The sequence below is a fragment of the Citrobacter sp. ANG330 genome (assembly GCF_047467925.1).
Lineage (GTDB): Bacteria > Pseudomonadota > Gammaproteobacteria > Enterobacterales > Enterobacteriaceae > Citrobacter_A > Citrobacter_A amalonaticus_G.
Genome location: NZ_JASJUI010000009.1, coordinates 13,461 through 37,484, shown reverse-complemented (window position 1 = coordinate 37,484; position 24,024 = coordinate 13,461). Strand labels below are relative to the sequence as shown.

23 protein-coding genes are annotated in these 24,024 nt (G+C 52.9%); 16 read left to right on the top strand and 7 right to left on the bottom strand.

Translation table 11 applies throughout. The annotated features are described in order from the left end of the window. Window positions 1-2: 2 nt before the first annotated feature. The gene (locus QNN88_RS17955) at window positions 3-1,229 is read right to left on the bottom strand and encodes an RtcB family protein (protein WP_414241409.1); all 1,227 of its coding nucleotides are present in this window, start codon (window positions 1,227-1,229) and stop codon (window positions 3-5) included. Between the two features lie 5 nt (window positions 1,230-1,234). Next, window positions 1,235-2,362, bottom strand: coding sequence for a slipin family protein (locus QNN88_RS17950; RefSeq protein ID WP_414241408.1), 1,128 nt, complete (start codon window positions 2,360-2,362; stop codon window positions 1,235-1,237). A gap of 451 nt (window positions 2,363-2,813) precedes the next feature. On the opposite strand from QNN88_RS17950, the gene rtcR reads away from it, so the two are divergent. After that, the gene (gene rtcR / locus QNN88_RS17945; RefSeq protein ID WP_414241407.1) at window positions 2,814-4,400 is read left to right on the top strand and encodes an RNA repair transcriptional activator RtcR; all 1,587 of its coding nucleotides are present in this window, start codon (window positions 2,814-2,816) and stop codon (window positions 4,398-4,400) included. A gap of 105 nt (window positions 4,401-4,505) precedes the next feature. Continuing rightward, the gene (gene panS, locus QNN88_RS17940) at window positions 4,506-5,447 is read left to right on the top strand and encodes a ketopantoate/pantoate/pantothenate transporter PanS (protein WP_414241406.1); all 942 of its coding nucleotides are present in this window, start codon (window positions 4,506-4,508) and stop codon (window positions 5,445-5,447) included. Between the two features lie 32 nt (window positions 5,448-5,479). Here the strand turns inward: panS and QNN88_RS17935 are convergent, their stop codons facing one another. Continuing rightward, window positions 5,480-5,818 (bottom strand): helix-turn-helix domain-containing protein, encoded by a 339-nt coding sequence (locus QNN88_RS17935; protein WP_414241405.1) that lies wholly within the window; start codon window positions 5,816-5,818, stop codon window positions 5,480-5,482. Continuing rightward, complete coding sequence (locus QNN88_RS17930) at window positions 5,815-6,171, bottom strand: type II toxin-antitoxin system RelE/ParE family toxin (RefSeq protein WP_414241404.1); 357 nt, start codon at window positions 6,169-6,171, stop codon at window positions 5,815-5,817. The genes QNN88_RS17935 and QNN88_RS17930 overlap by 4 nt, the downstream gene beginning before the upstream one ends. A 376-nt stretch (window positions 6,172-6,547) precedes the next feature. On the opposite strand from QNN88_RS17930, the gene QNN88_RS17925 reads away from it, so the two are divergent. The 5 genes from QNN88_RS17925 (at window position 6,548) to QNN88_RS17905 (ending at window position 10,964) form a co-directional block, all read left to right on the top strand. Continuing rightward, window positions 6,548-8,134: a PTS sugar transporter gene (locus QNN88_RS17925; RefSeq protein ID WP_414241403.1), complete on the top strand. Its 1,587-nt coding sequence runs from the start codon at window positions 6,548-6,550 to the stop codon at window positions 8,132-8,134. 27 nt (window positions 8,135-8,161) lie between these two features. Beyond that, entirely contained in the window at window positions 8,162-9,004 is an 843-nt protein-coding gene (locus tag QNN88_RS17920; protein WP_102603271.1) for a histidine biosynthesis protein, read from the top strand. 15 nt (window positions 9,005-9,019) lie between these two features. Further along, on the top strand, window positions 9,020-9,883 hold the full coding sequence (locus QNN88_RS17915; protein ID WP_414241402.1) for a Cof-type HAD-IIB family hydrolase: 864 nt from the start codon (window positions 9,020-9,022) through the stop codon (window positions 9,881-9,883). Next, window positions 9,870-10,628 (top strand): DeoR/GlpR family DNA-binding transcription regulator, encoded by a 759-nt coding sequence (locus QNN88_RS17910; protein ID WP_414241401.1) that lies wholly within the window; start codon window positions 9,870-9,872, stop codon window positions 10,626-10,628. The genes QNN88_RS17915 and QNN88_RS17910 overlap by 14 nt, the downstream gene beginning before the upstream one ends. Window positions 10,629-10,691: 63 nt before the next feature. Beyond that, on the top strand, window positions 10,692-10,964 hold the full coding sequence (locus QNN88_RS17905; RefSeq protein ID WP_414241400.1) for a DUF3811 domain-containing protein: 273 nt from the start codon (window positions 10,692-10,694) through the stop codon (window positions 10,962-10,964). Here the strand turns inward: QNN88_RS17905 and rluF are convergent. After that, a complete protein-coding gene (gene rluF, locus QNN88_RS17900) occupies window positions 10,961-11,839 on the bottom strand; it encodes a 23S rRNA pseudouridine(2604) synthase RluF (RefSeq protein WP_414241399.1) in 879 nt (292 codons plus the stop codon). The genes QNN88_RS17905 and rluF overlap by 4 nt on opposite strands. A gap of 349 nt (window positions 11,840-12,188) precedes the next feature. Between rluF and QNN88_RS17895 the strand changes: the two genes are divergently transcribed. The 8 genes from QNN88_RS17895 (at window position 12,189) to QNN88_RS17860 (ending at window position 18,894) form a co-directional block, all read left to right on the top strand. Further along, window positions 12,189-13,136: a sugar-binding transcriptional regulator gene (locus tag QNN88_RS17895; RefSeq protein ID WP_414241517.1), complete on the top strand. Its 948-nt coding sequence runs from the start codon at window positions 12,189-12,191 to the stop codon at window positions 13,134-13,136. A gap of 70 nt (window positions 13,137-13,206) precedes the next feature. Then, entirely contained in the window at window positions 13,207-14,013 is an 807-nt protein-coding gene (locus QNN88_RS17890; protein WP_042999006.1) for an SDR family oxidoreductase, read from the top strand. A 9-nt stretch (window positions 14,014-14,022) separates the two neighbouring features. Continuing rightward, complete coding sequence (locus QNN88_RS17885; protein ID WP_414241398.1) at window positions 14,023-14,430, top strand: mannose/fructose/sorbose PTS transporter subunit IIA; 408 nt, start codon at window positions 14,023-14,025, stop codon at window positions 14,428-14,430. Then, window positions 14,430-14,924 carry a mannose/fructose/sorbose PTS transporter subunit IIB gene (locus QNN88_RS17880; protein ID WP_414241397.1) on the top strand — a complete coding sequence of 165 codons (495 nt, stop codon included), beginning with the start codon at window positions 14,430-14,432 and terminating at the stop codon, window positions 14,922-14,924. Before QNN88_RS17885 ends, QNN88_RS17880 begins: the two co-directional genes overlap by 1 nt. 248 nt (window positions 14,925-15,172) lie before the next feature. Further along, window positions 15,173-15,970 carry a PTS mannose/fructose/sorbose transporter subunit IIC gene (locus tag QNN88_RS17875; protein ID WP_414241396.1) on the top strand — a complete coding sequence of 266 codons (798 nt, stop codon included), beginning with the start codon at window positions 15,173-15,175 and terminating at the stop codon, window positions 15,968-15,970. Window positions 15,971-15,981: 11 nt separating this feature from the next. Next, the gene (locus QNN88_RS17870; protein WP_046493831.1) at window positions 15,982-16,806 is read left to right on the top strand and encodes a PTS system mannose/fructose/sorbose family transporter subunit IID; all 825 of its coding nucleotides are present in this window, start codon (window positions 15,982-15,984) and stop codon (window positions 16,804-16,806) included. A gap of 53 nt (window positions 16,807-16,859) precedes the next feature. Beyond that, window positions 16,860-18,080, top strand: coding sequence for an L-sorbose 1-phosphate reductase (gene sorE, locus QNN88_RS17865; RefSeq protein WP_414241395.1), 1,221 nt, complete (start codon window positions 16,860-16,862; stop codon window positions 18,078-18,080). Window position 18,081: 1 nt separating this feature from the next. After that, entirely contained in the window at window positions 18,082-18,894 is an 813-nt protein-coding gene (locus tag QNN88_RS17860) for a shikimate 5-dehydrogenase (protein ID WP_414241394.1), read from the top strand. A 64-nt stretch (window positions 18,895-18,958) separates the two neighbouring features. Here QNN88_RS17860 and QNN88_RS17855 read toward each other — a convergent pair whose 3' ends face one another. Both QNN88_RS17855 and QNN88_RS17850 read right to left on the bottom strand, forming a co-directional pair. Then, window positions 18,959-21,799 carry an autotransporter outer membrane beta-barrel domain-containing protein gene (locus QNN88_RS17855; protein WP_414241393.1) on the bottom strand — a complete coding sequence of 947 codons (2,841 nt, stop codon included), beginning with the start codon at window positions 21,797-21,799 and terminating at the stop codon, window positions 18,959-18,961. A gap of 107 nt (window positions 21,800-21,906) precedes the next feature. Next, window positions 21,907-22,452, bottom strand: coding sequence for a hypothetical protein (locus tag QNN88_RS17850; RefSeq protein WP_414241392.1), 546 nt, complete (start codon window positions 22,450-22,452; stop codon window positions 21,907-21,909). Between the two features lie 820 nt (window positions 22,453-23,272). Here QNN88_RS17850 and pepE point away from each other — a divergent pair. Then, window positions 23,273-23,962: a dipeptidase PepE gene (gene pepE, locus QNN88_RS17845; protein WP_414241391.1), complete on the top strand. Its 690-nt coding sequence runs from the start codon at window positions 23,273-23,275 to the stop codon at window positions 23,960-23,962. The last annotated feature ends 62 nt before the right edge of the window (window positions 23,963-24,024 follow it).

Sequence of the window (24,024 nt, the reverse complement as noted above, 5' to 3'; positions counted from 1 at the left end):
TTTTATCCTTTTACACACACCACCTGTCGCAGCGTATGCACAATTTCTACCAGCGAAGACTGCGCCGCCATTACGGCATCAATGTCTTTGTAGGCCATCGGAATTTCGTCGATCACCTCGCTGTCTTTACGGCATTCAACGTGGGCCGTCGCACGGATCTGATCCGCCACAGTAAAGCGTTTTTTAGCCGCCGTTCGGCTCATGGTTCTTCCCGCTCCATGACTGCAGGAGCAGAAGCTTTCTTCATTTCCCAGCCCACGCACAATGAAGCTTTTCGCCCCCATCGACCCGGGGATGATCCCCATCTGGCCTTTTTGCGCGGAAACGGCGCCTTTACGCGTGACCAGCACCTCTTCACCAAAATGACGTTCTTTTTGCACGTAGTTATGGTGGCAATTCACGGCTTCTTGTTGCGTGATAAACGGTTTACTCACGCTACGTGACAGCGCGGCCAGCACGCGGGACATCATGACTTCCCGGTTTTGTCGGGCAAAATCCTGCGCCCATTCCACGGCTTCGATGTAGTCGTTGTAGTGCCGACTCCCTTCCTGGAAATACGCCAGGTTTCGGTCAGGCAAATTCGCGATATGTTGTTGCATATCCTGCTGCGCCAGCGTGATAAAAACGTTACCGATGGCATTCCCCACGCCACGCGAACCACTGTGCAACATCACCCAGACCCGCTGCTGCTCATCCAGACACACCTCAATGAAGTGATTACCGGTTCCCAACGTTCCGAGATGCTTATAGTGATTGGTTTTCAGCAGCGAGGGATATTTATCCGTCAGGCGTTTAAAACGCGGTGCCAGTGTCCCCCAGTGAGTACTCACCTCCTCTGGCGGCGTGTCCCACGCTCCTTTATCACGACGGGAACGCGTATTGGTTCGCCCGTGAGGAACGGCCTGTTCAATCGCGCTCCGCAACCCGCTGAGGTTATCCGGTAGATCGCCAGCCAGCAGCGAGGTTCGTACCGCAATCATCCCACAGCCGATGTCCACCCCCACTGCCGCCGGAATAATCGCCCCTTTGGTCGGGATGACGCTGCCAATCGTTGACCCTTTCCCCAGATGCACATCCGGCATGACCGCCAGATGTTTAAAAATAAACGGCATATTCGCCGTGTTGAGTAGTTGCTGGCGCGCCTCGGGTTCCACTGGGACGCCGTGCGTCCACATTTTCACCGGCGCCGCGTTCTGCGACGTCAACAGCGCATAGTCGTTATGTGCCATGTTTCTTATCCTTTAATGTTCACTAAGCCGTGCAGAACCTGGTCCAGGCCACCGAATACCGAAATTTTATCGATACGCTCGGCTACTCTTTCGAGGGTTTCCAGCTCTTTTAAGCGCAGTGCTACCGGGTTGTTTTCCATCACTTTCGCCGTATTCAATAGCGAGCGCGTCGCCGCCGTTTCTTCACGACGGCGGATCACATTGGCCTGGGCCGATTTTTCCGCTTCAACCAGACGGGACAGAATCGTTTTCATATCCCCCGGCAATACGATGTCCTTCACGCCCAACGACGCCACGTCGATACCATATGGCGCCATGCGGTCTTTCACCTGCGCGCTGACCACGTCATCAATTACCTGTTTATCTTCCAGCAACTCATCAAGCGTGCGCGTCCCGACGGCCTCACGCAGCGCAAACTGCAGTTCGCGGTACAGATGATCGAGCGGTTTAGTGAGCTGCGCAAACGCCTGCAACACATCGCGGTAACGCCAGTTCGCCGCCAGGTTCAGGCGCAGGTTGACCTTATCTTTAGTCAAAATTTCCTGACCGCCCACTTCCAGTACCTGCAAACGGGTATCCACCACTTCGGCGTCAACCAGATGATTCACCTTCCAGTATGCCGTCAGACCCGGCGGCAGCAGTGCCTGCGTCTCGCCGTCAATTTTCAATACCCCCGCATGCCAGGCCGGAACCTGCACGGTGAGTATCGCTTCACGACCTTTTACCGCGCCGTTACGTCGCGGTTGCAGGACCGCATTCATGACCTCAGCAGGCACCTGAACCTGACGCGTATCCATACGTACCAGTTTCAACGCCTCGTCGGCTCGCCAGTACATACGGCGCGTCGACGGCGGCAGAATCTCCTGCAACACCTCATTCATGTACAGCGCGCCCGCTTCGTTATCGTTCAGATCAACAGCCAGACCGTAACGCGTTACCCAGTCCGGCTGAAAGCGGCGTAAATAATTCGCCAGCGCTTCCGGTACTTCGCTGCCGTCCAGGTTAACCACCAGCACCTCTGGCGTATTGAACCACGGCAGGCGGTGTTCACCCGCCTCCAGAACCTGATAGTAGTCGCCGTTTTTGGCTAACAGACCTAATTGCCCTTTACGGATCGTGATTTTCTTCGTCATTTTTCTTTTTTCCTTATCAAGTCAGGTGCGGGTGCGGAGGCGAGGCCACAGGGGAATTCCCTTTTGCCTGCGGCGCGGCATCGTGACCGGCGACCTGTTTTGGGGCCTGTTAACTGCGCAGCGCCCGTTTTTATTTCTATGATTAACAACCAGTTTCATTGGGAGAATGAATCGGGAATCGAACCCATTGTTCAGGTGTCATCGGTTGACGGAACACCTCCGGAATACAGCCTCATCCGTTCCTGACGTGCCGGCGGGGTTTAACCCCCTGCGCTTTCAACGTGTTGACGAGAGAGTTACTGCCAGAAGCGTGCCAGAACGAGAAAAAGACGAAGTTATTTTTTAGTCTATTGATTAATAATGAATTAATTTTTATCGCTAATAATGATGATTGCAGATACCGCCCCTATTTTTTATCCTTAAATATCGAACTTTATCTTTTAGGATAAGCATGAAAAAGCGGCGGGTGGTGATTGGCGTACTGGGCACAGTGCTGGATAAGCGCGGCAAACGGGCAAACCGGTTAAAGAAATGGCGGCCCACGGTCGGACTGTGCCAACAGCCGGATTTCCCGGTCGATCGGCTGGAGCTTATCCACCAGCCACGCGATGCCGGGATGTGTCAGCAATTAGCGGAAGATATTAGCCTGCTCTCTCCACATACTGAGGTTCGTCCACATGCCATCCCCATTGCTGATCCGTGGGATTTCGAAGAGGTCTACGCCGCGTTCCTCGACTTTGCCACCCACTACACCTTCGATACCGAGAATGAAGAGTATCTGGTGCACATCACTACCGGCACCCACGTGGCACAAATTTGCTGGTTTCTGCTGACGGAAGCCCGCTATTTGCCTGCGAGTCTGCTACAAACCGGCCCCGCGCCGAAGGGCGCGCTACCAGAGGACGTTGCTGCGGGCACCTGTTCGGTGATCGACCTTGATTTAAGCCGCTATGCCACGCTCACCAGTCGTTTTCAGCGTGAGCAGCAGCAATCGGTCGCCTTCCTCAAAGCCGGTATCGAGACGCGCAATGCCACGTTCAATAAACTGATTGACCGTATTGAACGCGTTGCTTTGCGCTCTGGCGATCCTATCCTGCTCACCGGGCCCACGGGCGCGGGGAAATCCTTCCTCGCAAAACGGATTTTTCAACTTCGCCAGTCGCGGCATCTGGTGGGCGGAAAACTGGTGGCGGTTAACTGTGCCACTCTGCGCGGCGATAACGCCATGTCAACACTGTTCGGTCATGTGAAAGGCGCGTTTACGGGCGCACTGTCGTCGCGAACCGGACTGTTACGCGAAGCCGACGGCGGAGTGTTGTTTCTGGATGAGATTGCTGAACTGGGGCTGGATGAACAGGCCATGCTGCTGAAAGCGATCGAGGAAAAAACCTTCTTCCCGTTTGGCTCAGATAAAGAGGTGCACAGCGACTTCCAGTTGATTGCCGGCACCCATCGCGATATGCCGCAGTGGGTCGCCGAAGGGCGTTTTCGCGAAGATCTCTACGCACGGATAAACATGTGGCGCTTTGCCCTGCCCGGCCTTGCGCAGCGACGTGAAGACATCGCCCCTAACGTGGAGTATGAGCTGCAACGCTTCTCCCGCAGCCGACAGAATCAGATTCGTTTTGATAAAGAGGCGCGAGAACGCTATCTGGCGTTTTCCTGTTCGCCGCAGGCGCAGTGGCGCGGCAATTTCCGCGAACTGAGCGCCTCTGTCGCGCGAATGGCGACGCTGGCTGAGCAAGGGCGTATCACGCTGGCCCTCGTCGACGAAGAGATTGCGCTTTTGCAGGAGAGTTGGGGAGAGGCAACGTCGCAACCGGAACTGGAGATGGAACTCGACCTCTTTGATCGCCGCCAACTGGAAACCGTGCTTGAGGTTTGTCGTCGCAGCGCATCGTTGTCCGAAGCCGGACGTGAACTCTTCGCCGTCTCGCGACAAAAGAAAGCGAATCCCAACGACGCCGACCGTCTGCGTAAGTACCTGGCACGGTTTGGCCTGAGCTGGGAAAATCTCAAAGTCAGAGCATCAACATAATTTGGTTGAATAATACTCCTTCACACGATACACAATAACGATGGTTGGGCTCGATCCCAACCCGTGAATAACAAGCAAACACAACATACGTGCAAGGAAAACAACATGCTCGCCACACTCACCCGGCTGTTCCCGTTATGGGCGCTGCTGCTCTCGGTTATTGCGTATTACACGCCATCCACTTTTACGCCTGTCGGTCCGTGGGTGACCACATTGTTGATGCTGATTATGTTCGGCATGGGCGTCCATCTGAAAGTGGATGATTTCAAACGTGTGCTCTCACGCCCGGCGCCAGTTGCGGCGGGAATTTTTCTGCACTATCTGGTGATGCCGCTGGCGGCCTGGATACTGGCGATGGCATTTAACATGCCGCCGGAACTCTCCGCCGGGATGGTGCTGGTCGGTAGCGTCGCCAGCGGCACGGCATCTAACGTCATGATCTATCTGGCGAAAGGCGATGTAGCCCTCTCGGTAACGATCTCTTCCGTCTCCACCCTGGTGGGCGTGGTCGCCACACCGCTACTGACGCGTCTGTATGTCGATGCGCATATTCAGGTGGATGTGATGGGGATGCTGCTCAGTATTTTGCAGATTGTGGTGATTCCAATTGCGCTGGGCCTGGTGATCCACCACCTGTTCCCGCGTGTCGTGAAGGCCGTTGAACTTTACCTGCCCGCATTTTCGATGGTCTGCATTCTGGCGATCATCAGCGCAGTGGTTGCGGGTTCCGCCGCACATATCGCGTCCGTCGGCTTCGTGGTGATTATCGCGGTGATCCTGCACAACACCATCGGCCTGCTCGGCGGCTACTGGGGCGGGCGCTTGTTTGGCTTTGACGAGTCAACCTGCCGCACGCTGGCGATCGAGGTCGGCATGCAAAACTCCGGTCTCGCCGCTGCGCTGGGTAAAATCTACTTCGGCCCTCTCGCGGCCCTGCCTGGCGCGCTGTTCTCCGTCTGGCACAACCTTTCCGGCTCCCTGCTGGCGGGGTACTGGTCCGGTAAACCGATTGATGAACAGCAACGGAATACAGTGAAAGAAAGTTAAAAGCACAGGCCCGGCATAGCGACAAACCGGGCCTAACCTACCAGCACAGTCACCGGTTTCCCTAACTTCGCCAGCATCATGACCAGGGCATCCAGGGTAAATTTATTCGTTTTCTGGTTAACGACATCAGAAACCCGGGGCCGCGAGATATTTAACCTCACCGCCGCCTCTGACTGTTTCATGTGATTTTCGTCAATCCAGACCGCGATCTCCTGCATGAGCTGTTGTTTGAGACGGATGAGTTGCTCCACTTCACGTTCTGCATCTTGCTGAAGTTGTTTTGCTTCAGTGTCATCAAAACCTAACTCAGAGAAAATATTGGTTTGTGCAGAAGTGACATGACGAATTTTAGTATCCACTACGTGGCTCATTGACGACTCCTGTGTTGCTGACAGACCGCCTGAAAGCGAACCTGCGCGATGTGTTTATCCTGCCGGGAAGTCCGCTGTGTTTTCTTACTAAAACAGTGCAGCACATAGACGACATCCTCAAAGCGGGCAAGATAGATAATCCGATACGCTCCAGATTCATTTCGCAAGCGGATCTCTTCAACGCCACGCCCAATCTGCGGCATCGGTTTCCAGTCAGCAGCCTCTAATCCCACCTGGATGCGATGTAGTTGATAACCTGCATCTTTACGTACCTCAGGCGGGAAATCGCGCAAGTCTTCGAAAGAATTCCCGATCCAGGCGACAGATTTACGTACCCGCGTATTGAGTAGCATACCACATCCATGTATAAAATTTTATACGCGCCTGATGAGTAAAACATAAGCGCATCATCTCTGCGCAGGTAAACTAATTCAGATAAGACGTGTCGTCACTCCAGGAAGGCATAAGCTGCGAGGCGCTTTCCGGGTTATTCCTTCTTCTTGTGCTTCAACTCCTGGGGCAGTATTTGAACCTCATCACAAAACAACAAATAACAACACAAAACAAAAAACAATAAAATCATTTTATTTTCAAATCATTATAAAAAAAACCTCACTTTGCATGTCATTACCCTCGATCTTTTCATGTTGCTTTATTTTGTTTTGATTGGGAATATGATTCCACTACAACACAGATAACCCCCTTACCCTATCTTTCTTTGAGGCCGCTATGAAAAAAATTGCGATTATTGGAAGCAGTGGAGGCAACCTCTACAACCTGGGTGGCGCTGAGCCAGAGAAGTTGCTCCAGGAGATTTATCAGCAGTGTGAAGCCGCGGGTGTCACTGTCGCTGCCGTACAGTTCATAGCGGCAGAAGCGTCGATGGATGTCGCCAAACCTGACACTCCGGCAGCCGTCTATGCCTTAACCACAGAAAACAACACAAAACCACAGCGCATCTTTCAGGGCAAACTCTCCGAGGTGAATGCTTCCGTCGTCGAGAGCGATCGCCAGATAGCCGGGATGATCCGCAGCGGTGAGATCGACGGGATCGTGGTGATGAGCGCCGATCCGGTAAAAGCAAACCAGGCCGTTTTTGATGCCGCCGTAGAGATGAAAACGCCTATTGTCGGCACCGGCGGCACCTCGATGGCACTGGTCGCCGCCAAGGGCGCCAATGTGGTCGCCACCTCAGGCACAACCGGCACCACCAGCCGCACTCGCGCGGTCTCTTTCGTCGCCTCGCTGTGTAAATACTGGGGTATTAAATACAAACCTCAGTTGGGTAGCGCCTCGCCTGCACAAGGCGGTTCCGGAAAGAGTCTGCTTAAACGCTTTAACATCCGCAGCATCATGATCCCGGCGCTGCCGGGCTTTATCGCGATGGCGATCGTACTCGCCCTGAGCCATATTCCCGGGCTGGAAAAACTCAACGATATCTTTGAAATCCTGCTGAAAGGACTGCCGGTGCTGGTTGCCGTGCTGGCGGCAAAACAGATTTCCGAACTCGATGAAGTCTCCATTGTGGCTGGGGTCGTCGCCGGGGTGCTTTCCGTGGAAGGCGGCCTGATCGGGGGCATTATCGGCGGTCTGATGGCCGGGATTTTTGTGCGCTGGTTGTTTGAGCTGTGCCTGAACTGGCGCTTCCCGATGACCACCGTCAACATCGTCGCCGGCGGGATTTCGGGTCTGGCTGCAGGCCTGATCATGCACTATCTGCTGAGCCCCCTGGCGCTCTCCGCCGGTAACTACATCAAGCTGGCTATCGAAAGCACGCTGGCATTCAGTCCGATTCTTGCCGGGCTGCTGGCCGGTCTGGTGATCTGGCCAGCCATTCTGGGCGGTGTCTATCACGCGGTCATTCTTCCACTGGTGCTGCTGGAGATGGAGAAATCCGGCGTCAGCTTCCTCGGTGCCGTAGATATGGTGGGTCTGGTGATGGTTGCGGCCGGCATCAACCTGGCTAACGTCATCGCGCCACGCGAAAAAAGCGAAGCGGCCGTCGCCACACCGGGCCTGCTTATCAACCTGGGCTTCGGAACGTTTGTGGAATCCGCCTACCCCTTTATGTTCGCCAACAAAATCGTCTTTGGTTCCGCCATCTTCTGGGCCGGAATGGGCGGCATGATGCTCGGCTTCTTTAATGTTAAAGGGGTGGCCTACGTCCCGGCGTTCGCCTCACCGTTCTTATCCAGTAATGCGCTGCAGATGGCGATTGTGATGGTCACTGTCATGGCAATGACCTGTATCACCACCCTCATTGCGAACCGTTTTAAGGCTGTCGTACAGAGTGAATCTGTGGCGTCTGCCCGTTAATAAATGCACCAACACCAGAGGTACACCATGTTTAAAGGCGATATGAATAAAAAACGCGCCAAAGCGTTACAAAAAGTGAAAGATGCCATTGCGCTGCACGGCGGGCAAACCATCCTCAGCACGGGGATCACCGGCGACGATGCGCGCCTGGCAAAAGCGGTCTGTGAGGCAGGCGTGAAACTGCTCGAGCCGAACCATCCTGCGCTGGCGCTGGCGCGCGGACACAAAGGGGTGAGTAACATGCACGCGGCGGAGCAAATCCGCCACGAAATCACCAACGGTCAGATGGCAGAAGCGGTGCATGGCGTGCGTAATGTGGTCCCGGACGACATCTTCATCACCGTGGGCATTGCGGGCGGGTTTACCGAAACGCTGCCCGTCCCCCTCACTGAAACGGAGATTCTGGAGATTGCCCGCGCCGGGGCCGACGGTTTACATACCCATAAATCAGACTGGGACGACCTGCAGGACATCGTCAACCTTGCCCATCAGTATGGCCTGACCGTGGATGCCTACATTGGTCACCCGGATGATTTGCATACCTTCGGTATTCCGGCACGTACGCCGGAAGAAGTCGCCAGCGTGGCGAAGCGCATGCAGGAAATTGGCGTCGATATGATAGGCCTGATGACCGGCATGAGCTATGAAGGCGTGGCGGCAGGCGACATCCCGCAGATGATTAAAGACCGTCTTCGGGCGCTGGTTGGCGCGGTGGATGTCCCGACGCTGGCAGAAGGAGGCATTAACCTCGCCAATGCCAAAGCGTTTAAGGACACCGGCGTTAATATCCTGGTCGTCGGCACGGCAATCGACAATATGGTCTGCAATGCAGCCAAAGAGGCTGTGACTCCGTTTATCGCACATGCATAACGACAGAGAATAATAATGCTACTGGTCACCGATCTGGATGGAACACTGCTGACGTCGCAGAAGACTATCACGTCACGCACACGTCAGGCGCTGGTTGACTTTCGCCAACGCGGCGGTCTGCTGGCTGCCTGTTCCGCCAGACCGGTCTCTTCAATGGCGCGCCTGTTACAACAGCAGCAAGTGGCAATGCTGTTTGACTGGTGCGCCGGCTTCAACGGCGGACAGATCCTTGATCTGGCGTCGCAACGGATTCTGCATTCTGCGCCCCTCACCCGGATGGATCTCAGAGATATTGACCGCCATATTTCGCTGTCTCGTTATCCTCACCATTTTTTTACTGCACAAGCGATTTATCATCGCTACGATCGCCTTATCGCCCCGTGGACATCCTATGAGGCCAGTTTATTTGAGTTACCGCTTATTAGCGCCGCACCAGGGAATATCTTTAATCGTCGAGATATATTTAAAATTACGCTGGTGGCAGAACACGCCAGGCTCGAAGATTTATGTCAGGAAATTAATCGTCAGTTACCCAATGACTATAAGGCGACAATCACTGGTGGGAATTATATTGATATTCAACGTAGCGAAATAAATAAAGGCTATGCGCTAAATGAAATCGCCCGCCAATTAAATCAGCCAACCACTGAGATTGCCGCCATTGGCGATCAGCAAAACGACATCAGCATGTTTGCCATTGCCGGATTCGGCATCGCAATGGGCAACGCGCCAGCTAGCGTGAAACGTCAGGCCCGGTATGTGACCACCACCAATGATGATGAGGGTATCGTCTGCGCGCTGGAGTGGTTGCGTTGCTCTGCGCATCCAGTTACCATGCGGCAAAGTTCGACCCTGGCGGAAAATAATGAACCCGATTAAAAGAAGAAAACATATTCTTGATGAATTAAACAAATTCGGTGAAGTGACCGTTATTAAATTATCAGAAACGCTGAACGTGACCTCAGAAACCATTCGCCGCGATCTCTCATTGCTGGAGTCTGAAGGTCAAATCACCAAAATTCACGGTGGCGCGGTCAAAAAACAGGTGGTTCAGGAAGATGCGTTTGGCGCGAGAATTGATGCGCATCGCGAAGAAAAAATAGCGATAGGTAAACTCGCTGCCGCAATGGTCAGCGAACGCGATACGCTTTTTATTGATTCCTGTACTACCAACCTTATCCTTGCCGAACTCTTACCGCCGCTCGCCTTTTCTGTTATTACCAATTCCGCCTTAATTGCCGATAAAATAAAAGAGCATAATCTCCAGGCCCGGGTTTATGTCCTGGGTGGTGAATACGATTACCATTTTCGCGCCAACCTGGGCGTCTCAGTGTGCCAGCAGATCAATGCGATTCACGCTGACATTTGCTTTATCGGTGCGGGCGGCATTTCGCCGCAGCATGGCATACTCGTGAAGAGCTTTGACGAGGCGTACGTTGCCAAAGCGATGATTGCGATGAGTAAAAAATCCGTGATTCTCGCTGACCATACTAAATTTGGCCAGGACGGCGTGATGTGTATCGCCACCCTCAAAGAGATCGATCACGTCATTACGGATAAGGGATTTAAAACAACGGGTTATACACAGCAGGATTTTGCCGGAAAACTGCGTATTGCTGACTGAGCGCTATCCGCCCGTGGCGTATTGCCGTACACTGAAATCACCAGGCAGACAGAGGGCAACCGTATGGCACTCCCCCGTATTACCCAAAAAGAGATGACCGAGCGCGAACAGCGCGAACTGAAAACGCTGCTGGACCGCGCTCGTATCGCGCACGGTCGTCAGTTGACTAACGCAGAGACCAACAGCGTGAAGAAAGAGTACATTGATAAGCTGATGGTCTTGCGCGAAGCCGAGGCAAAAAAAGCCCGCCAGTTGAAGAAAAAGCAGGCTTATAAACCGGATACTGAAGCGTCATTTTCCTGGTCTGCGAATACGCCAACGCGCGGTCGACGTTAACGTCCTTTCTTCTTACGCCCTGGCGAGGTAAAGCGTTTACCGTTTGCCGCCGGGCGTGATTTCTCTTTTTCCGCCGTCTTTTCGATTTTCACCACCGGACGCTTGATTCCCGCCGTTTTCGGCTTCGCTTTCGCCTTTGGTTTCGCCTCTGAAGAAGAGTTTTCAATAAGCTTAAACAGCGTGATCAGCTCATCATCCGTCAGGTCGCGCCATTCCCCCAGCGGCAGACCGGACAGGCCAACGTTCATGATGCGCGTACGCTCAAGTTTCACCACTTCATAACCAAAATGTTCGCACATGCGGCGGATCTGACGGTTCAGCCCCTGGATCAGGGTAATGCGGAATACAAACGGCGCCTCTTTCTTCACCTTACATTTCCTGGTGACAGTCCCCAGAATCGGCACGCCGGCACTCATCCCACGAATAAACTCATCCGTAACCGGTTTGTCGACCGTGACCAGATACTCTTTTTCGTGATCGTTACCGGCACGCAGGATTTTATTCACCAGATCGCCGTGGTTGGTCAGGAAGATCAGTCCCTGGGAATCTTTATCCAGACGGCCAATCGGGAACACGCGCTTACTGTGGTTAACAAAATCAACAATATTGTCGCGTTCGCTGTCTTCGGTGGTGCTCACGATCCCCACCGGCTTGTTCAGCGCGATAAAAACCAGATCTTCCGCTTCACGCGGCTCAATCAACCGACCATTCACCTTCACGACGTCGCCAGGCATCACCTGGTCGCCAATGGTGGCGCGTTTGCCATTAATGAAGACGTTCCCCTGCTCGATGAAGCGATCCGCTTCGCGACGCGAGCAGATTCCGCTTTCACTGATGTATTTGTTGAGTCGTGTTGTTGATGAGTCGGGCAGCATAATTTCTCCTTTGAATGCGGAATATACCCTACCTTGCTGGCGATAAAAAATAATCGTGCAAAATGGCCTCAGCGCTATTTGTGATCCGCCACACCTTTCGACACAAAAGTGTCCCCGATCTTTTCGTGCAATTTTGTTGAATGAACACTAGCAGAATCAATACATTAGGATTATGTGCACATCTGTGCCAACAACGATCGCTCCGCACATCATATGTGCAACATTAATCGCCAGTTCAGGACGCGCAAAGAAGAGAAAATCGCTTTGAACTCCCGCTTTTATGAGGTTATATCAGATCAAGAGGGCAGATTGGTGATTTGCACAAATGTGCAGGAGTCTACAAATGGCGATGGAAAACAGTGATGATATCCGCCTGATCGTAAAAATAGCGCAGCTCTACTACGAACAGGATATGACACAAGCGCAGATCGCCCGTGAACTGGGGATTTATCGCACCACCATCAGCCGCCTGCTGAAACGCGGCCGTGAACAGGGCATCGTTACTATCGCCATCAACTACGATTACAACGAAAACCTGTGGCTGGAACAGCAGCTTAAACAACGATTCGGCCTCAAAGAAGCGGTGGTAATTACCTGCGACAACGAGCAGGAAGAGGAACAACTCGCCATGATGGGCGTGCACGGCGCGCAACTGCTGGAACGTTTACTGGAACCCGGCGACATCATTGGTTTTTCCTGGGGACGTGCAGTACGCGCACTGGTCGAAGGGTTGTCGCCTGCCAGCCAGTCACGCCAGCTGATCTGCGTGCCGATCATCGGCGGGCCATCCGGGAAGCTAGAGAGCCGCTATCACGTCAATACGCTGACCTACGGCGCAGCGGCAAAGCTGAAAGGCGAATCACACCTGGCTGATTTTCCGGCTCTGCTGGAAAACCCATTGATTCGCAACGGTATCATGCAGTCCCAGCACTTTAAGTCGATTTCTGCCTACTGGGACAATCTGGATGTTGCGCTGGTAGGGATCGGTTCTCCGGCCATTCGCGACGGTGCAAACTGGCACGCCTTTTACGGCAGCGAAGAGAGTGACGACCTGCATGCCCGGCAGGTTGCGGGAGACATTTGTTCGCGCTTTTACGACAGTAACGGCGTGACGGTGGAGACCACGATGAGCGAAAAAACGCTCTCCATCGAAACCAACAAATTAAAGCAAGCACGTTATTCCATCGGTATCGCGATGGGTGAAGAAAAGCTTAGCGGCATTCTCGGCGCATTACGTGGAAAATATATTAATGCTCTGGTCACAAATAGCCATACCGCTGAATTATTGTTGAAGTAAATATATTCATCTTGATCCTGACGTAATTTATTTTATGCAGGATCCCCTTCTCTGAATTTGGGAGTTAATTATGCAAACGTGGTTAAATCTACAGGATAAAGTCATTATTGTAACCGGCGGCGCATCCGGAATTGGCTTAGCCATTGTCGAAGAATTATTAGCACAAGGCGCGAATGTCCAGATGGCGGATATTCATGGCGGCGAAGCAAAACATGAAGGTAATAACGACTACCACTTCTGGCCGACAGATATTTCCAGCGCCAAAGAAGTTAATCACACCGTGGATGAAATCATCCAGCGCTTTGGTCGTATTGACGGTCTGGTCAATAACGCTGGCGTTAACTTTCCCCGTCTGTTGGTTGATGAAAAAGCGCCGGCTGGAAAGTATGAATTAAACGAAGCCGCGTTTGAAAAAATGGTCAATATCAACCAGAAAGGCGTGTTTTTAATGTCACAGGCAGTGGCGCGCCAGATGGTGAAACAGCGTAACGGCGTTATCGTCAACGTCTCTTCGGAAAGCGGGCTGGAAGGGTCAGAAGGTCAAAGCTGCTATGCCGCAACGAAGGCGGCGCTGAATAGCTTCACCCGCTCCTGGTCAAAAGAACTGGGCAAACACGGCATTCGCGTGGTCGGCATTGCTCCCGGGATTCTGGAAAAAACGGGACTGCGCACGCCGGAATATGAAGAGGCGCTGGCCTGGACCCGCAATATCACCGTTGATCAGCTGCGTGAAGGCTATAGCAAGAACGCGATTCCGATTGGCCGTTCGGGACGCCTGAGCGAAGTTGCTGATTTCGTTTGTTATCTTTTGTCAGAACGTGCCAGCTATATTACCGGAGTAACCACTAACATTGCGGGCGGAAAAACGCGCGGCTAAGGAGACGTTATGGTCAATGCAATCTTCTGTGCTCACGGAAAACTGGCCTGCGCCATGCTGGAATCGGTGCAAATGGTCTACGGTGACGCCAACGTTGAGGCGGTCGCTTTTGTCCCCGGCGAGAACGCCAGCGACATCGTCACAAAGCTGGAAAAGTTGGTAAGTGCTCACACTGACAGTGAATGGCTGATTGCCGTCGATTTACAGTGCGGCAGTCCGTGGAACGCCGCGGCAACGCTGGCGATGCGCAACCCGAACCTCCGGGTGATCAGCGGACTTTCCCTGCCGCTGGCGCTGGAACTGGTGGATAACCAGAGCAGTATGAATGTGGATGAACTGTGCGAACACCTGACGACCATTGCACAACAAACCTGCGTGGTCTGGCAGCATCTGGAAACGACCGAAGAGGATTTCTGATGAATATTACCCTTGCCCGTATTGATGACCGCTTGATCCACGGTCAGGTCACCACCGTCTGGTCGAAGGTGGCGAATGCCCAGCGGATTATTATCTGTAATGACGACGTTTATAACGATGAAGTGCGCCGGACATTATTACGCCAGGCCGCCCCACCGGGAATGAAGGTCAACGTGGTGAATATCGAAAAAGCCGTCGCGGTTTATCATAACCCACAATATCAGGACGAGACTGTATTTTATTTATTTACCCGCCCCCAGGATGCGCTGGCGATGGTCAAACAGGGCGTAAAAATTTCCACCTTAAATATTGGCGGCATGGCCTGGCGACCAGGTAAAAAACAATTAACCAAAGCCGTATCCTTAGATGACGATGATATTAATGCGTTTCGCGAACTGGATAAATTTGGCGTCACCCTGGATTTACGTGTGGTCGCCTCCGATCCCTCCATTAATATTCTCGAAAAAATAAAAGAACTGTCGTTCGCGGAATAAATAAAAGCGCCTGTATTTATTACACCGTCGTTCTGGATGCATCGCAGCGGCAAATGAGTGAATCCACTGGAACATGGATAACGATGTAACTGGGGATGAGTCACAAATCTGTCAGGAACAGATTTGAACGTTGCGAAGCGACGGTCCGTCAGGGCGAGTCTCATGGATGAGACGAGTAATTTAGCCACTGAAAACGACGTGTAAATGCTTTAACAGGCAGGGATGTTCACATTTTAAGGTGACCTATTATGGAAATCAGTACCCTACAAATTATCGCCATATTTATATTTTCCTGTATTGCCGGAATGGGCAGCGTGCTGGATGAATTTCAGACCCACCGCCCACTTATTGCCTGTACGGTGATCGGCCTGATCCTCGGTGATTTAAAAACCGGGGTGATGCTCGGCGGAACGCTGGAGCTGATCGCGCTTGGCTGGATGAACGTGGGTGCCGCGCAATCTCCGGACTCCGCGCTCGCCAGCATTATCTCCGCCATTCTGGTGATTGTCGGCCAACAGAGCATCGCGACCGGTATCGCTATCGCACTGCCGGTGGCGGCGGCAGGTCAGGTCCTGACCGTCTTTGCCCGAACTATCACCGTGGTGTTCCAGCATGCGGCGGATAAGGCCGCAGAAGACGCACGTTTTCGCACCATCGACATCCTTCATGTCTCTGCGCTGGGCGTACAGGCACTCCGCGTCGCCATCCCGGCGTTAATTGTCTCGCTGTTTGTCAGTGCCGATATGGTCAGCAATATGCTCAACGCCATCCCGGAATTCGTCACTCGCGGCCTGCAGATTGCCGGTGGATTTATCGTGGTGGTCGGTTACGCCATGGTGCTGCGCATGATGGGCGTGAAGTACCTGATGCCCTTCTTCTTCCTCGGTTTTATCGCCGGGGGTTACCTCGACCTGAGTTTACTGGCCTTTGGCGGCGTCGGCGCGATTATTGCGCTGGTCTACATCCAGTTGAACCCGCAATGGCGTAAAGCCGAACCGCAGACGCAGGCCGCCTCCTCCACCGCCCTTGACCAGCTTGATGACTAACGGAGCCCATCATGGAACAGAAAAAACTGACCAAATCTGACCTGTTTAGCATGTTTGTTCGCTCCAACCTGCAACAGGCGTCTTTCAACTTTGAACGTATTCATGGGCTGGGTTTTTGCTACGACATGATCCCCGCCATCAAGCGCCTGTACCCGCTAAAAGAAGATCAGGTGGCGGCACTGAAGCGTCATCTGGTGTTCTTCAACACCACGCCCGCGGTGTGCGGCCCGGTGATTGGCGTGACCGCCGCGATGGAAGAGGCGCGAGCGAACGGGGCGGAAATCGATGATGGCGCGATTAACGGCATCAAAGTCGGTCTGATGGGGCCGCTGGCGGGCGTTGGCGACCCGCTGGTCTGGGGCACGCTACGACCGATCACCGCCGCGCTCGGCGCGTCGCTGGCGTTGTCCGGCAACGTGCTCGGCCCGCTGCTGTTCTTCTTTATTTTCAACGCAGTCCGTCTGGCGATGAAATGGTATGGCCTGCAAATTGGCTTCAACAAAGGGGTCAACATCGTCAGTGACATGGGCGGCAATCTGCTGCAAAAACTGACCGAAGGCGCATCGATTCTCGGCCTGTTTGTGATGGGGGTGCTGGTCACCAAGTGGACCAGCATCAATGTGCCACTGGTGGTATCGCAAACCCCCGGCGCGGACGGCGGCACCGTCACGATGACCGTGCAGAACATCCTTGACCAACTCTGCCCCGGCCTGCTGGCGCTGGGCCTGACGATGCTGATGGTACGTCTGCTCAACAAGAAAATTAACCCGGTATGGCTGATCTTCGCCCTGTTTGGTCTGGGGATTATTGGTAACGCACTGGGCTTCCTGTCCTGATTTTTTCGCCCCGGTGGTAAGCCGGGGCTATCGCTCAACATGAGGTGGAATATATGTTAACAACAGCTCTGCGCCTTTATGGCAAACGCGATCTGCGCCTGGAAACGTTCGAACTTCCAGAAATGCAGGACGATGAAATTCTGGCGACAGTGGTCACCGACAGCCTGTGCCTCTCCTCCTGGAAAGAGGCTAATCAGGGTGAAGATCATAAAAAGGTGCCAGACGATGTAGCGACCCACCCGATCATCATCGGCCACGAGTTCTGCGGTGATATTATCGCCGTGGGGAAAAAGTGGCAGCACAAGTTCCAGCCCGGCCAGCGCTATGTGATTCAGGCGAATCTGCAACTGGCGGATCGCCCGGATTGCCCCGGCTACTCCTTCCCGTGGGTAGGCGGCGAAGCCACGCACGTCGTGATCCCCAACGTGGTGATGGAACAGGATTGCCTGCTGGCTTACGAAGGCGAAACCTACTTTGAAGGATCGCTGGTCGAGCCGCTCTCCTGCGTGATCGGCGCGTTCAACGCCAACTACCACCTGCAAGAGGGCTCCTATAACCATACTATGGGTATTCGCCCGCAGGGTCGCACGCTGATCCTCGGCGGGACAGGGCCAATGGGGCTGCTGGCGATCGACTACGCGCTGCATGGCCCGATCAACCCGGCGTTACTGGTGGTGACCGATACCAACCACGACAAGCTGAGCTATGCCCGTAAACACTATCCTTCTGAACCGCAAACGTTGATCCACTATCTGCACGCACAGGATGCCGCTTACGACACGCTGATGGCGCTGACCGGCGGCCACGGTTTTGATGATATTTTTGTCTTCGTGCCGAATGAACAACTGGTCACCCTGGCCTCTTCCCTGCTCGCCCCTGACGGCTGCATGAACTTCTTTGCCGGCCCGCAGGACAAGCAGTTCAGCGCCCCGATCAACTTCTACGACGTGCATTATGCCTTCACTCACTACGTGGGCACCTCGGGCGGGAACACTGACGACATGCGCGCGGCGGTCAAACTGATCGAAGAGAAGAAAGTGCAGGCGGCCAAAGTGGTCACCCACATTCTTGGGCTGAATGCCGCAGGAGAAACCACGTTGGAGCTGCCGAAAGTGGGCGGCGGTAAAAAGCTGGTCTATACCGGGAAAGCGTTACCGCTCACTGCTCTCAGCCAGATTGACGATCCCGCGCTGTGCGCTATTCTGGAACGTCATCACGGGATTTGGTCTAAGGAAGCCGAACAGTATTTACTGTCGCACGCCGAGGAGATTTAACATGATTAACCGCGACACCCAGTTGTGCATGTCGCTTGCCGGTCGGCCCGGCAACTTTGGTACCCGCTTTCACAACTATCTGTATGAAAAGTTGGGTTTAAATTTCATCTACAAGGCATTCACCACCCAGGATATCGAAGCGGCGGTGAAAGGGGTTCGCGCATTAGGTATTCGTGGCTGCGCGATCTCGATGCCGTTTAAAGAGAGTTGTATGCCGTTTCTCGACGCGGTCGATCCATCGGCGAAAGTCATTGATTCCGTCAATACCATCGTCAATGACGGCGGTAGGCTGACGGGCTACAACACCGACTATATTGCGGTAAAAAGCCTGATTGCCAGCCACCAGCTCGACACCGCTGGGCGGGTGATGATTCGCGGCAGCGGCGGGATGGGCAAAGCGGTGATTGCCGCCTTTCGTGACGCCGGTTTTCGCGATGTGATCGTCGCCGCTCGTAACCGGGACAGCGGCCCGGCGTTGGCGAAACAGTATGGCTTTCAGTGGCAGCCGCTGCCGGAAGGCATTGCCTGCGATATTCTGGTCAATGTCACGCCCGTCGGCATGGCCGGAGGTAAAGAGAGCGATGAACTGGCGTACAGCGAAGCTATGGTCTCCAGCGCCAGCGTGGTGTTCGATGCCGTTGCCCTGCCACCGGAAACCCCGGTGATCAAACTGGCGCAGACGCTGGGTAAAAAGACCATCAGCGGCGCAGAAGTGATTGCGTTGCAGGCCGTCGAGCAGTTCGCAATGTACACCGGCGTACGTCCGGATGACGCGCTGATGAGTGAAGCCGCTGAATTTGCCCGGGCGGGGTAAACATTTGCAAATAACCCTCCTCTGATGAAGCGGAGGAGGGTTATAAAACGCTTAATCAGAACGATCAGAAACTGTAGCGAATACCCAGTTGGCCACTATAAGGCGTCTCGATATGTTGGCCTTTTTCGTAGCTGACTTCACCCCATGCGGACCACCGGTCGTTTAGCTTCGCGGTCATCCCCAGGCCGTATTTGCCGCTTGTCCCCGACAGGTCATTTTTGAACTTCTCGGTGTGGTTAATGACGACGTCGTTATTCTTCATAAACTCATGACGAACGGCCACTCTCGCATAGGGCTGTAACAGTGTCCCATCCTCCAGCGTCACATTCTTACCGAAGGTTAACCCGGTTTCCCCTTTTAATGATCGCGCAGCATCTGCTTTAACCGACATACCGCTGTCGAGTTTGTAATGGGTCTGGTCGCCAATAAACCATGATGCCTGGAGATAAGGCTCAACAAACCATGTTTCCAGCGCAATATGCTTCCCGATCTCCACTGAAGCCCCGCCGCCAACGGTATTATCTTTCGCATGGGTGCGCCCGCCATTGAAGTAGGGGTTGTTCTCCGTACGGAAATAGTTGGCTTTCACCACTCCATCAACGTAATAACCGCTGTTATGTAACCAGGTCGTATACAGTCCGAGACCATAGCTGTCCGCTTTGCCATTGGTACTGGATGAGTCCAGATCCGCACGCGTATAGGAAGCCATACTCCCCACAATCAATGCGCTATTTTCTAAATCAAAACGCTTATCGCCACCTAACATCACACCGTTCACATCCTGACGGTAAGCCACATGCTCTGTGGAAACACGGTAGCGGCTACTGATGTATTTTCCCCATGCGCCATCTTCATGGTCACGCATCTGACGAATTTCGCCGAGACGAGTTCGCAGCGTTGACAGCTCAGCGTCCCATAACGTTGGTGTCACATTCGCCATGGCAATGACCGCTTTCGCGCTTTCTGATAAATCCGGCTTCACTCCCGGTTCAGGGTTCGGTTCAGGCGAGGGATCCGGCTCAGGATCCGGACCCGGTTCTGGCGTATTCGCCTGCGGCGACAAATACCAGTTATCCTTATCGCTATCGACGCCATGCACCAGATAATATTTGTACGCACCAAGATCGACGCTGCCGTTAGTCATCGCAAAGGTGTCCGCCCCGCTCCCATTCGCATAAATCAAGTGATAAGGATTAGCAGCACGACTGCGTAACTCACTTCCGGAATCATGGACGGTGACCTTAAATTGCCCCGTCACGGAATCGGAAACGTTCAGAAAATCTCCCGTCCCGCCGGACAGGTTGGTGTTCATGACGAAAGTTCCTGTCCCCTCCAGTGTGGTGAGTTCAAGACGGTTAAATTGCCCCGCGTTGTGTCCTTCTGGCGCACTAAAGTTGACCACCCCATTGTGCGTTAAGGCTTTAATCGTCGTGACGGATTCCGCAGTATCAGCATTGTGTTTTAAGTACAGAACAGAAGAAGGGCCTTGTAAGTCCACCGACGCGGCCCAGGCTCCCTTGCCCAGATCTCCCGTCCAGTCGTGTGTGCTTCCCCCCTCCATGGTCAGAGAACCGTTTTCTACCGTCAGCGCCCCCGTTGAATACCCTCCATAAGCAATCAGGCTGCTCCCGCCATTGCGAAGCGTTGTGTTCGAGATATGCCCCAGCGCAAGTACTTCCTGACGGCCGCCATCGATAACCGTATTACTCGCTTCACCGTACCAGGCAAGTTGCTGGAGGCCGCCCGCATGAACCGTCGTATTTGTCGCGTTAGCGCGAATACCGCCCGTCCACCCTGCCTGCTCAACCCAGCTTCCCCCAACCCAGCCCCCTTTCTGACCATTAACAAGCTGAGTTCCATAGACCTGCGTCCCGTCTGCATTGCCGGTTTGAATACGTTGCAAACCACCTGCATGGATTGTGGCATCCTTCGCCTGCTGCCCGTTGACGCGAACTTTGGAATTGCTGTCGGAAACCCAGTCTCCGCCGCTCCACTGGCCATCTACGCCGGTAATCACCTGCGTGCCATAGACCTGTGCATTTTCTGAGATGCCAGAGGTAATCGTCTGTCGCGCACCAGCATAAACAGTGGTATTGCGGTCCGCGACGAATTCTTCGCCTTTACCGCTATACACTTGCTGAAAGGCGCCGTTATACAGGTACGTATCTAAAGCCAGACCGCTGGCAAGCTGGTAGCTGTTGGCGCCGATGTGCGAGTTTTTCGCGGTCCCGTTATAAATGATTTGCTGGCCGCCGTTTTGCACAATCGTATCTTCAGCCAACGCCGTGCTGGTGACTGAGAGCACCTGAATACCGCCATCGATGAGATTCGCCTGGGCATAAGCACGACCGCCAACAGTCTGTCTGCCACCAGCTTTCACTACGGTGTCATACGCTTGCGAATCACCATTCATCGTCAGAGCGCCGTTATTCTCAACGAGTGTATGGAAAGCTTTCCCATCGCCATTGAGTTGCAACACGCCCGTTTCAATATTCCCTTTACTGTTGGTGTATTCCCCTTTCACCGTGGTATTCACGGCTTCGGAACCGGCGGGATCAGATATACCGTCACCGATGTTAAGCTGTACAGAGTTCAACGTATTGTTATAACTGTACGACTCATTTAATAACGTCACGACCTGTTTAGAATAAGCAGGATTGATCAGCACAATTTCCTGGTTCGCAATATATTTTTTATCTTTGATGGAAAAAGTGGAATAGCCTTTCTCCCAGGTTCCTTTCACCCAATCCCAGTGATTCGTATAATCCGGATTCGACAATAAATTGTCCGGCATAGTGGTCGTTTGCACGGGTGGATAAGGATTGGGAAGCATTTCCGCCGCGGTCAGCGGGTACGTTGTTAAGCATAACGCGGGGAAAAAAGCATGATAAAAAACGCGTTTCATATCTAAATCCATAGTTAATAAAGTCCATATTTAACGGGCAGGTCTGTCTTGCTTATAATCTTCTCCTGAGGCGTTCGGGCTTCAGGATATTTGCTGGCGAATGATAATTAATTCGGAATAAGGAGGTGTTCGAGTTTTCGTACTTTAAATTTACGTGCGACAGCCGTCTTCCAGGCTTGCAGAGTGGAATACGCGCGGCAGTGTTTCTCTTGTAAGTAGCCCATACTTCCCCCTTCAAGATAATGTCTCAGAAGCAAAACGTCTCTTGAAGAGAGTAAACAGGCGGCTCCCGGTAACGACCAGACGATTTGCCGCCCGGTTGCGACAGTATCAAGACCACGAATGACATCATGAACAGAGCAACGCGATTCGAAGATTGCACTGACGGCGTGGCATTTCAGGTGCCAGAAAAAAGCCAGCGGCATGAGTCGTTGGGTTGAAATAATGATCAACTGATAACCACTCTTGCTCAATTGCGAAAACGATCGAAAAAAAAGTCTTAGCGTGTAGCTGTTAAGATTAATAAACATATAATTCAGGCCAGAATGAGAATTAATAACTTTTCTGGCCAGAACAGAGATCCCCCTGGAAAAATAAACATCATTTTCAGGCCAACTGGCAATATGGCACTTCTTTACATATTCCTTTGTCATACAGATGATGCTCCCTATATCCTGGACAGCCTGTTTATTTATTATCAGGAGGGAGTTTATTATCCGGCGAGATTATTTATTCTGACGGTGTCCTGCGCTCCCACGCTGTTGCTGTTGGTATAATATTGATTCAAACAGAATAGTACATGAGCAATATTGATTGTCAAACCTGATCGATAAAACAAAACCAATAGCCAAAGGCTATTGCTACTAAGATATCGATCGTTGTAATCGATCTTTTTTTAGGAATTTACCTTACTGTTTGTAAGTAAAACAAAAAGATACACAAAACTTAATTTTTTGTAAAAATCCTATATTTCAGTAAGTTACGAAAATATATTTAATTTTACTGAAATATTTAGTTACATAATAATAAAAATTACGCGCCTGTTATTGATCACATGACAGATGCCACTCACTGCTTCAGCACCGGGCTGACAGCTTTATCATGCTAGTCACAACTAGCGTAGCCTGGTTTGAATTAAATATAGGACAGTGTCGCAATTTTACTTTTTAAATTGCGAACGCTCTAAATTTTAAAATGAAAACGCGGGTCTCTTTTCAGAAATATTGAAGAAGTCTATCCCCCTGACATCAGCGTTATACTTTGTTTATTTTGCTATCCGCGCGTTATGATTTTCATACTTACACATGGATAAATCCCTACACTCGGTTTAACGCTTACATCGTGCATTTTTCATCGTAGATTAAGGGGCTTCCCCCCATTCCCCTCCTACATCGTGAGCCATGTCAGTAAGGCGCGACGCTGTCAGTGGTAGCATGACCGCGTTTTGTCATTGACTGATTATTGGGAGAAAGAATGGAACTGCTTTTATTGAGTAACTCGACGCTGCCGGGTAAAGGCTGGATGGAACACGCGCTGCCGCTGATTGCGGAGCAACTGGAGGGGCGCCGTTCGGCAGTGTTTATTCCCTTTGCAGGCGTGACACAGACCTGGGATGAGTACACGGAAAAAACGGCGGCGATCTTCGCGCCCATGGGCGTCAAGGTGGTGGGTATTCACAGCGTCGCCGATCCTCGTGCGGCCATTGAAAATGCCGAAGTGGTGATTGTCGGCGGCGGCAATACCTTCCAGTTACTGAAAGAGAGCCGCGAGCGCGGGTTGCTGGCACCGATCGTTGATGTGGTCAAACGCGGAGCGCTGTACATCGGCTGGAGTGCGGGTGCCAACCTCGCCTGCCAGACCATCCGCACCACCAACGACATGCCGATTGTTGATCCGCAAGGTTTTGACGCGCTGGGCCTGTTCCCACTGCAGATTAACCCGCATTTCACTAACGCGCTGCCGGAAGGCCATAAAGGCGAAACGCGTGAACAGCGTATTCGCGAGCTGCTGGTTGTCGCGCCAGAACTGACAGTGATCGGTCTGCCGGAAGGCAACTGGATTAAAGTGAGCAAGGGTCAGGCGGTGCTTGGCGGTCCGAACACCACCTACGTGTTCGAAGCCGGTAAAGACGCAACTGCCGTTGAGGCAGGTCACTGCTTTTAACCAACGTTGCCGGATGGCGGCGTAAACGCCTTATCCGGCCTACAGAGTATGCTCGTTGTAGG

Bases quoted from the DNA above. Each gene is read 5' to 3' on its own strand.
- QNN88_RS17955 (WP_414241409.1), bottom strand. From the start codon at position 1,229: ATGGCACATAACGACTATGCGCTGTTGACGTCGCAGAACGCGGCGCCG.
- QNN88_RS17950 (WP_414241408.1), bottom strand. From the start codon at position 2,362: ATGACGAAGAAAATCACGATCCGTAAAGGGCAATTAGGTCTGTTAGCC.
- rtcR (WP_414241407.1), top strand. From the start codon at position 2,814: ATGAAAAAGCGGCGGGTGGTGATTGGCGTACTGGGCACAGTGCTGGAT.
- panS (WP_414241406.1), top strand. From the start codon at position 4,506: ATGCTCGCCACACTCACCCGGCTGTTCCCGTTATGGGCGCTGCTGCTC.
- QNN88_RS17935 (WP_414241405.1), bottom strand. From the start codon at position 5,818: ATGAGCCACGTAGTGGATACTAAAATTCGTCATGTCACTTCTGCACAA.
- QNN88_RS17930 (WP_414241404.1), bottom strand. From the start codon at position 6,171: ATGCTACTCAATACGCGGGTACGTAAATCTGTCGCCTGGATCGGGAAT.
- QNN88_RS17925 (WP_414241403.1), top strand. From the start codon at position 6,548: ATGAAAAAAATTGCGATTATTGGAAGCAGTGGAGGCAACCTCTACAAC.
- QNN88_RS17920 (WP_102603271.1), top strand. From the start codon at position 8,162: ATGTTTAAAGGCGATATGAATAAAAAACGCGCCAAAGCGTTACAAAAA.
- QNN88_RS17915 (WP_414241402.1), top strand. From the start codon at position 9,020: ATGCTACTGGTCACCGATCTGGATGGAACACTGCTGACGTCGCAGAAG.
- QNN88_RS17910 (WP_414241401.1), top strand. From the start codon at position 9,870: ATGAACCCGATTAAAAGAAGAAAACATATTCTTGATGAATTAAACAAA.
- QNN88_RS17905 (WP_414241400.1), top strand. From the start codon at position 10,692: ATGGCACTCCCCCGTATTACCCAAAAAGAGATGACCGAGCGCGAACAG.
- rluF (WP_414241399.1), bottom strand. From the start codon at position 11,839: ATGCTGCCCGACTCATCAACAACACGACTCAACAAATACATCAGTGAA.
- QNN88_RS17895 (WP_414241517.1), top strand. From the start codon at position 12,189: ATGGAAAACAGTGATGATATCCGCCTGATCGTAAAAATAGCGCAGCTC.
- QNN88_RS17890 (WP_042999006.1), top strand. From the start codon at position 13,207: ATGCAAACGTGGTTAAATCTACAGGATAAAGTCATTATTGTAACCGGC.
- QNN88_RS17885 (WP_414241398.1), top strand. From the start codon at position 14,023: ATGGTCAATGCAATCTTCTGTGCTCACGGAAAACTGGCCTGCGCCATG.
- QNN88_RS17880 (WP_414241397.1), top strand. From the start codon at position 14,430: ATGAATATTACCCTTGCCCGTATTGATGACCGCTTGATCCACGGTCAG.
- QNN88_RS17875 (WP_414241396.1), top strand. From the start codon at position 15,173: ATGGAAATCAGTACCCTACAAATTATCGCCATATTTATATTTTCCTGT.
- QNN88_RS17870 (WP_046493831.1), top strand. From the start codon at position 15,982: ATGGAACAGAAAAAACTGACCAAATCTGACCTGTTTAGCATGTTTGTT.
- sorE (WP_414241395.1), top strand. From the start codon at position 16,860: ATGTTAACAACAGCTCTGCGCCTTTATGGCAAACGCGATCTGCGCCTG.
- QNN88_RS17860 (WP_414241394.1), top strand. From the start codon at position 18,082: ATGATTAACCGCGACACCCAGTTGTGCATGTCGCTTGCCGGTCGGCCC.
- QNN88_RS17855 (WP_414241393.1), bottom strand. From the start codon at position 21,799: ATGAAACGCGTTTTTTATCATGCTTTTTTCCCCGCGTTATGCTTAACA.
- QNN88_RS17850 (WP_414241392.1), bottom strand. From the start codon at position 22,452: ATGACAAAGGAATATGTAAAGAAGTGCCATATTGCCAGTTGGCCTGAA.
- pepE (WP_414241391.1), top strand. From the start codon at position 23,273: ATGGAACTGCTTTTATTGAGTAACTCGACGCTGCCGGGTAAAGGCTGG.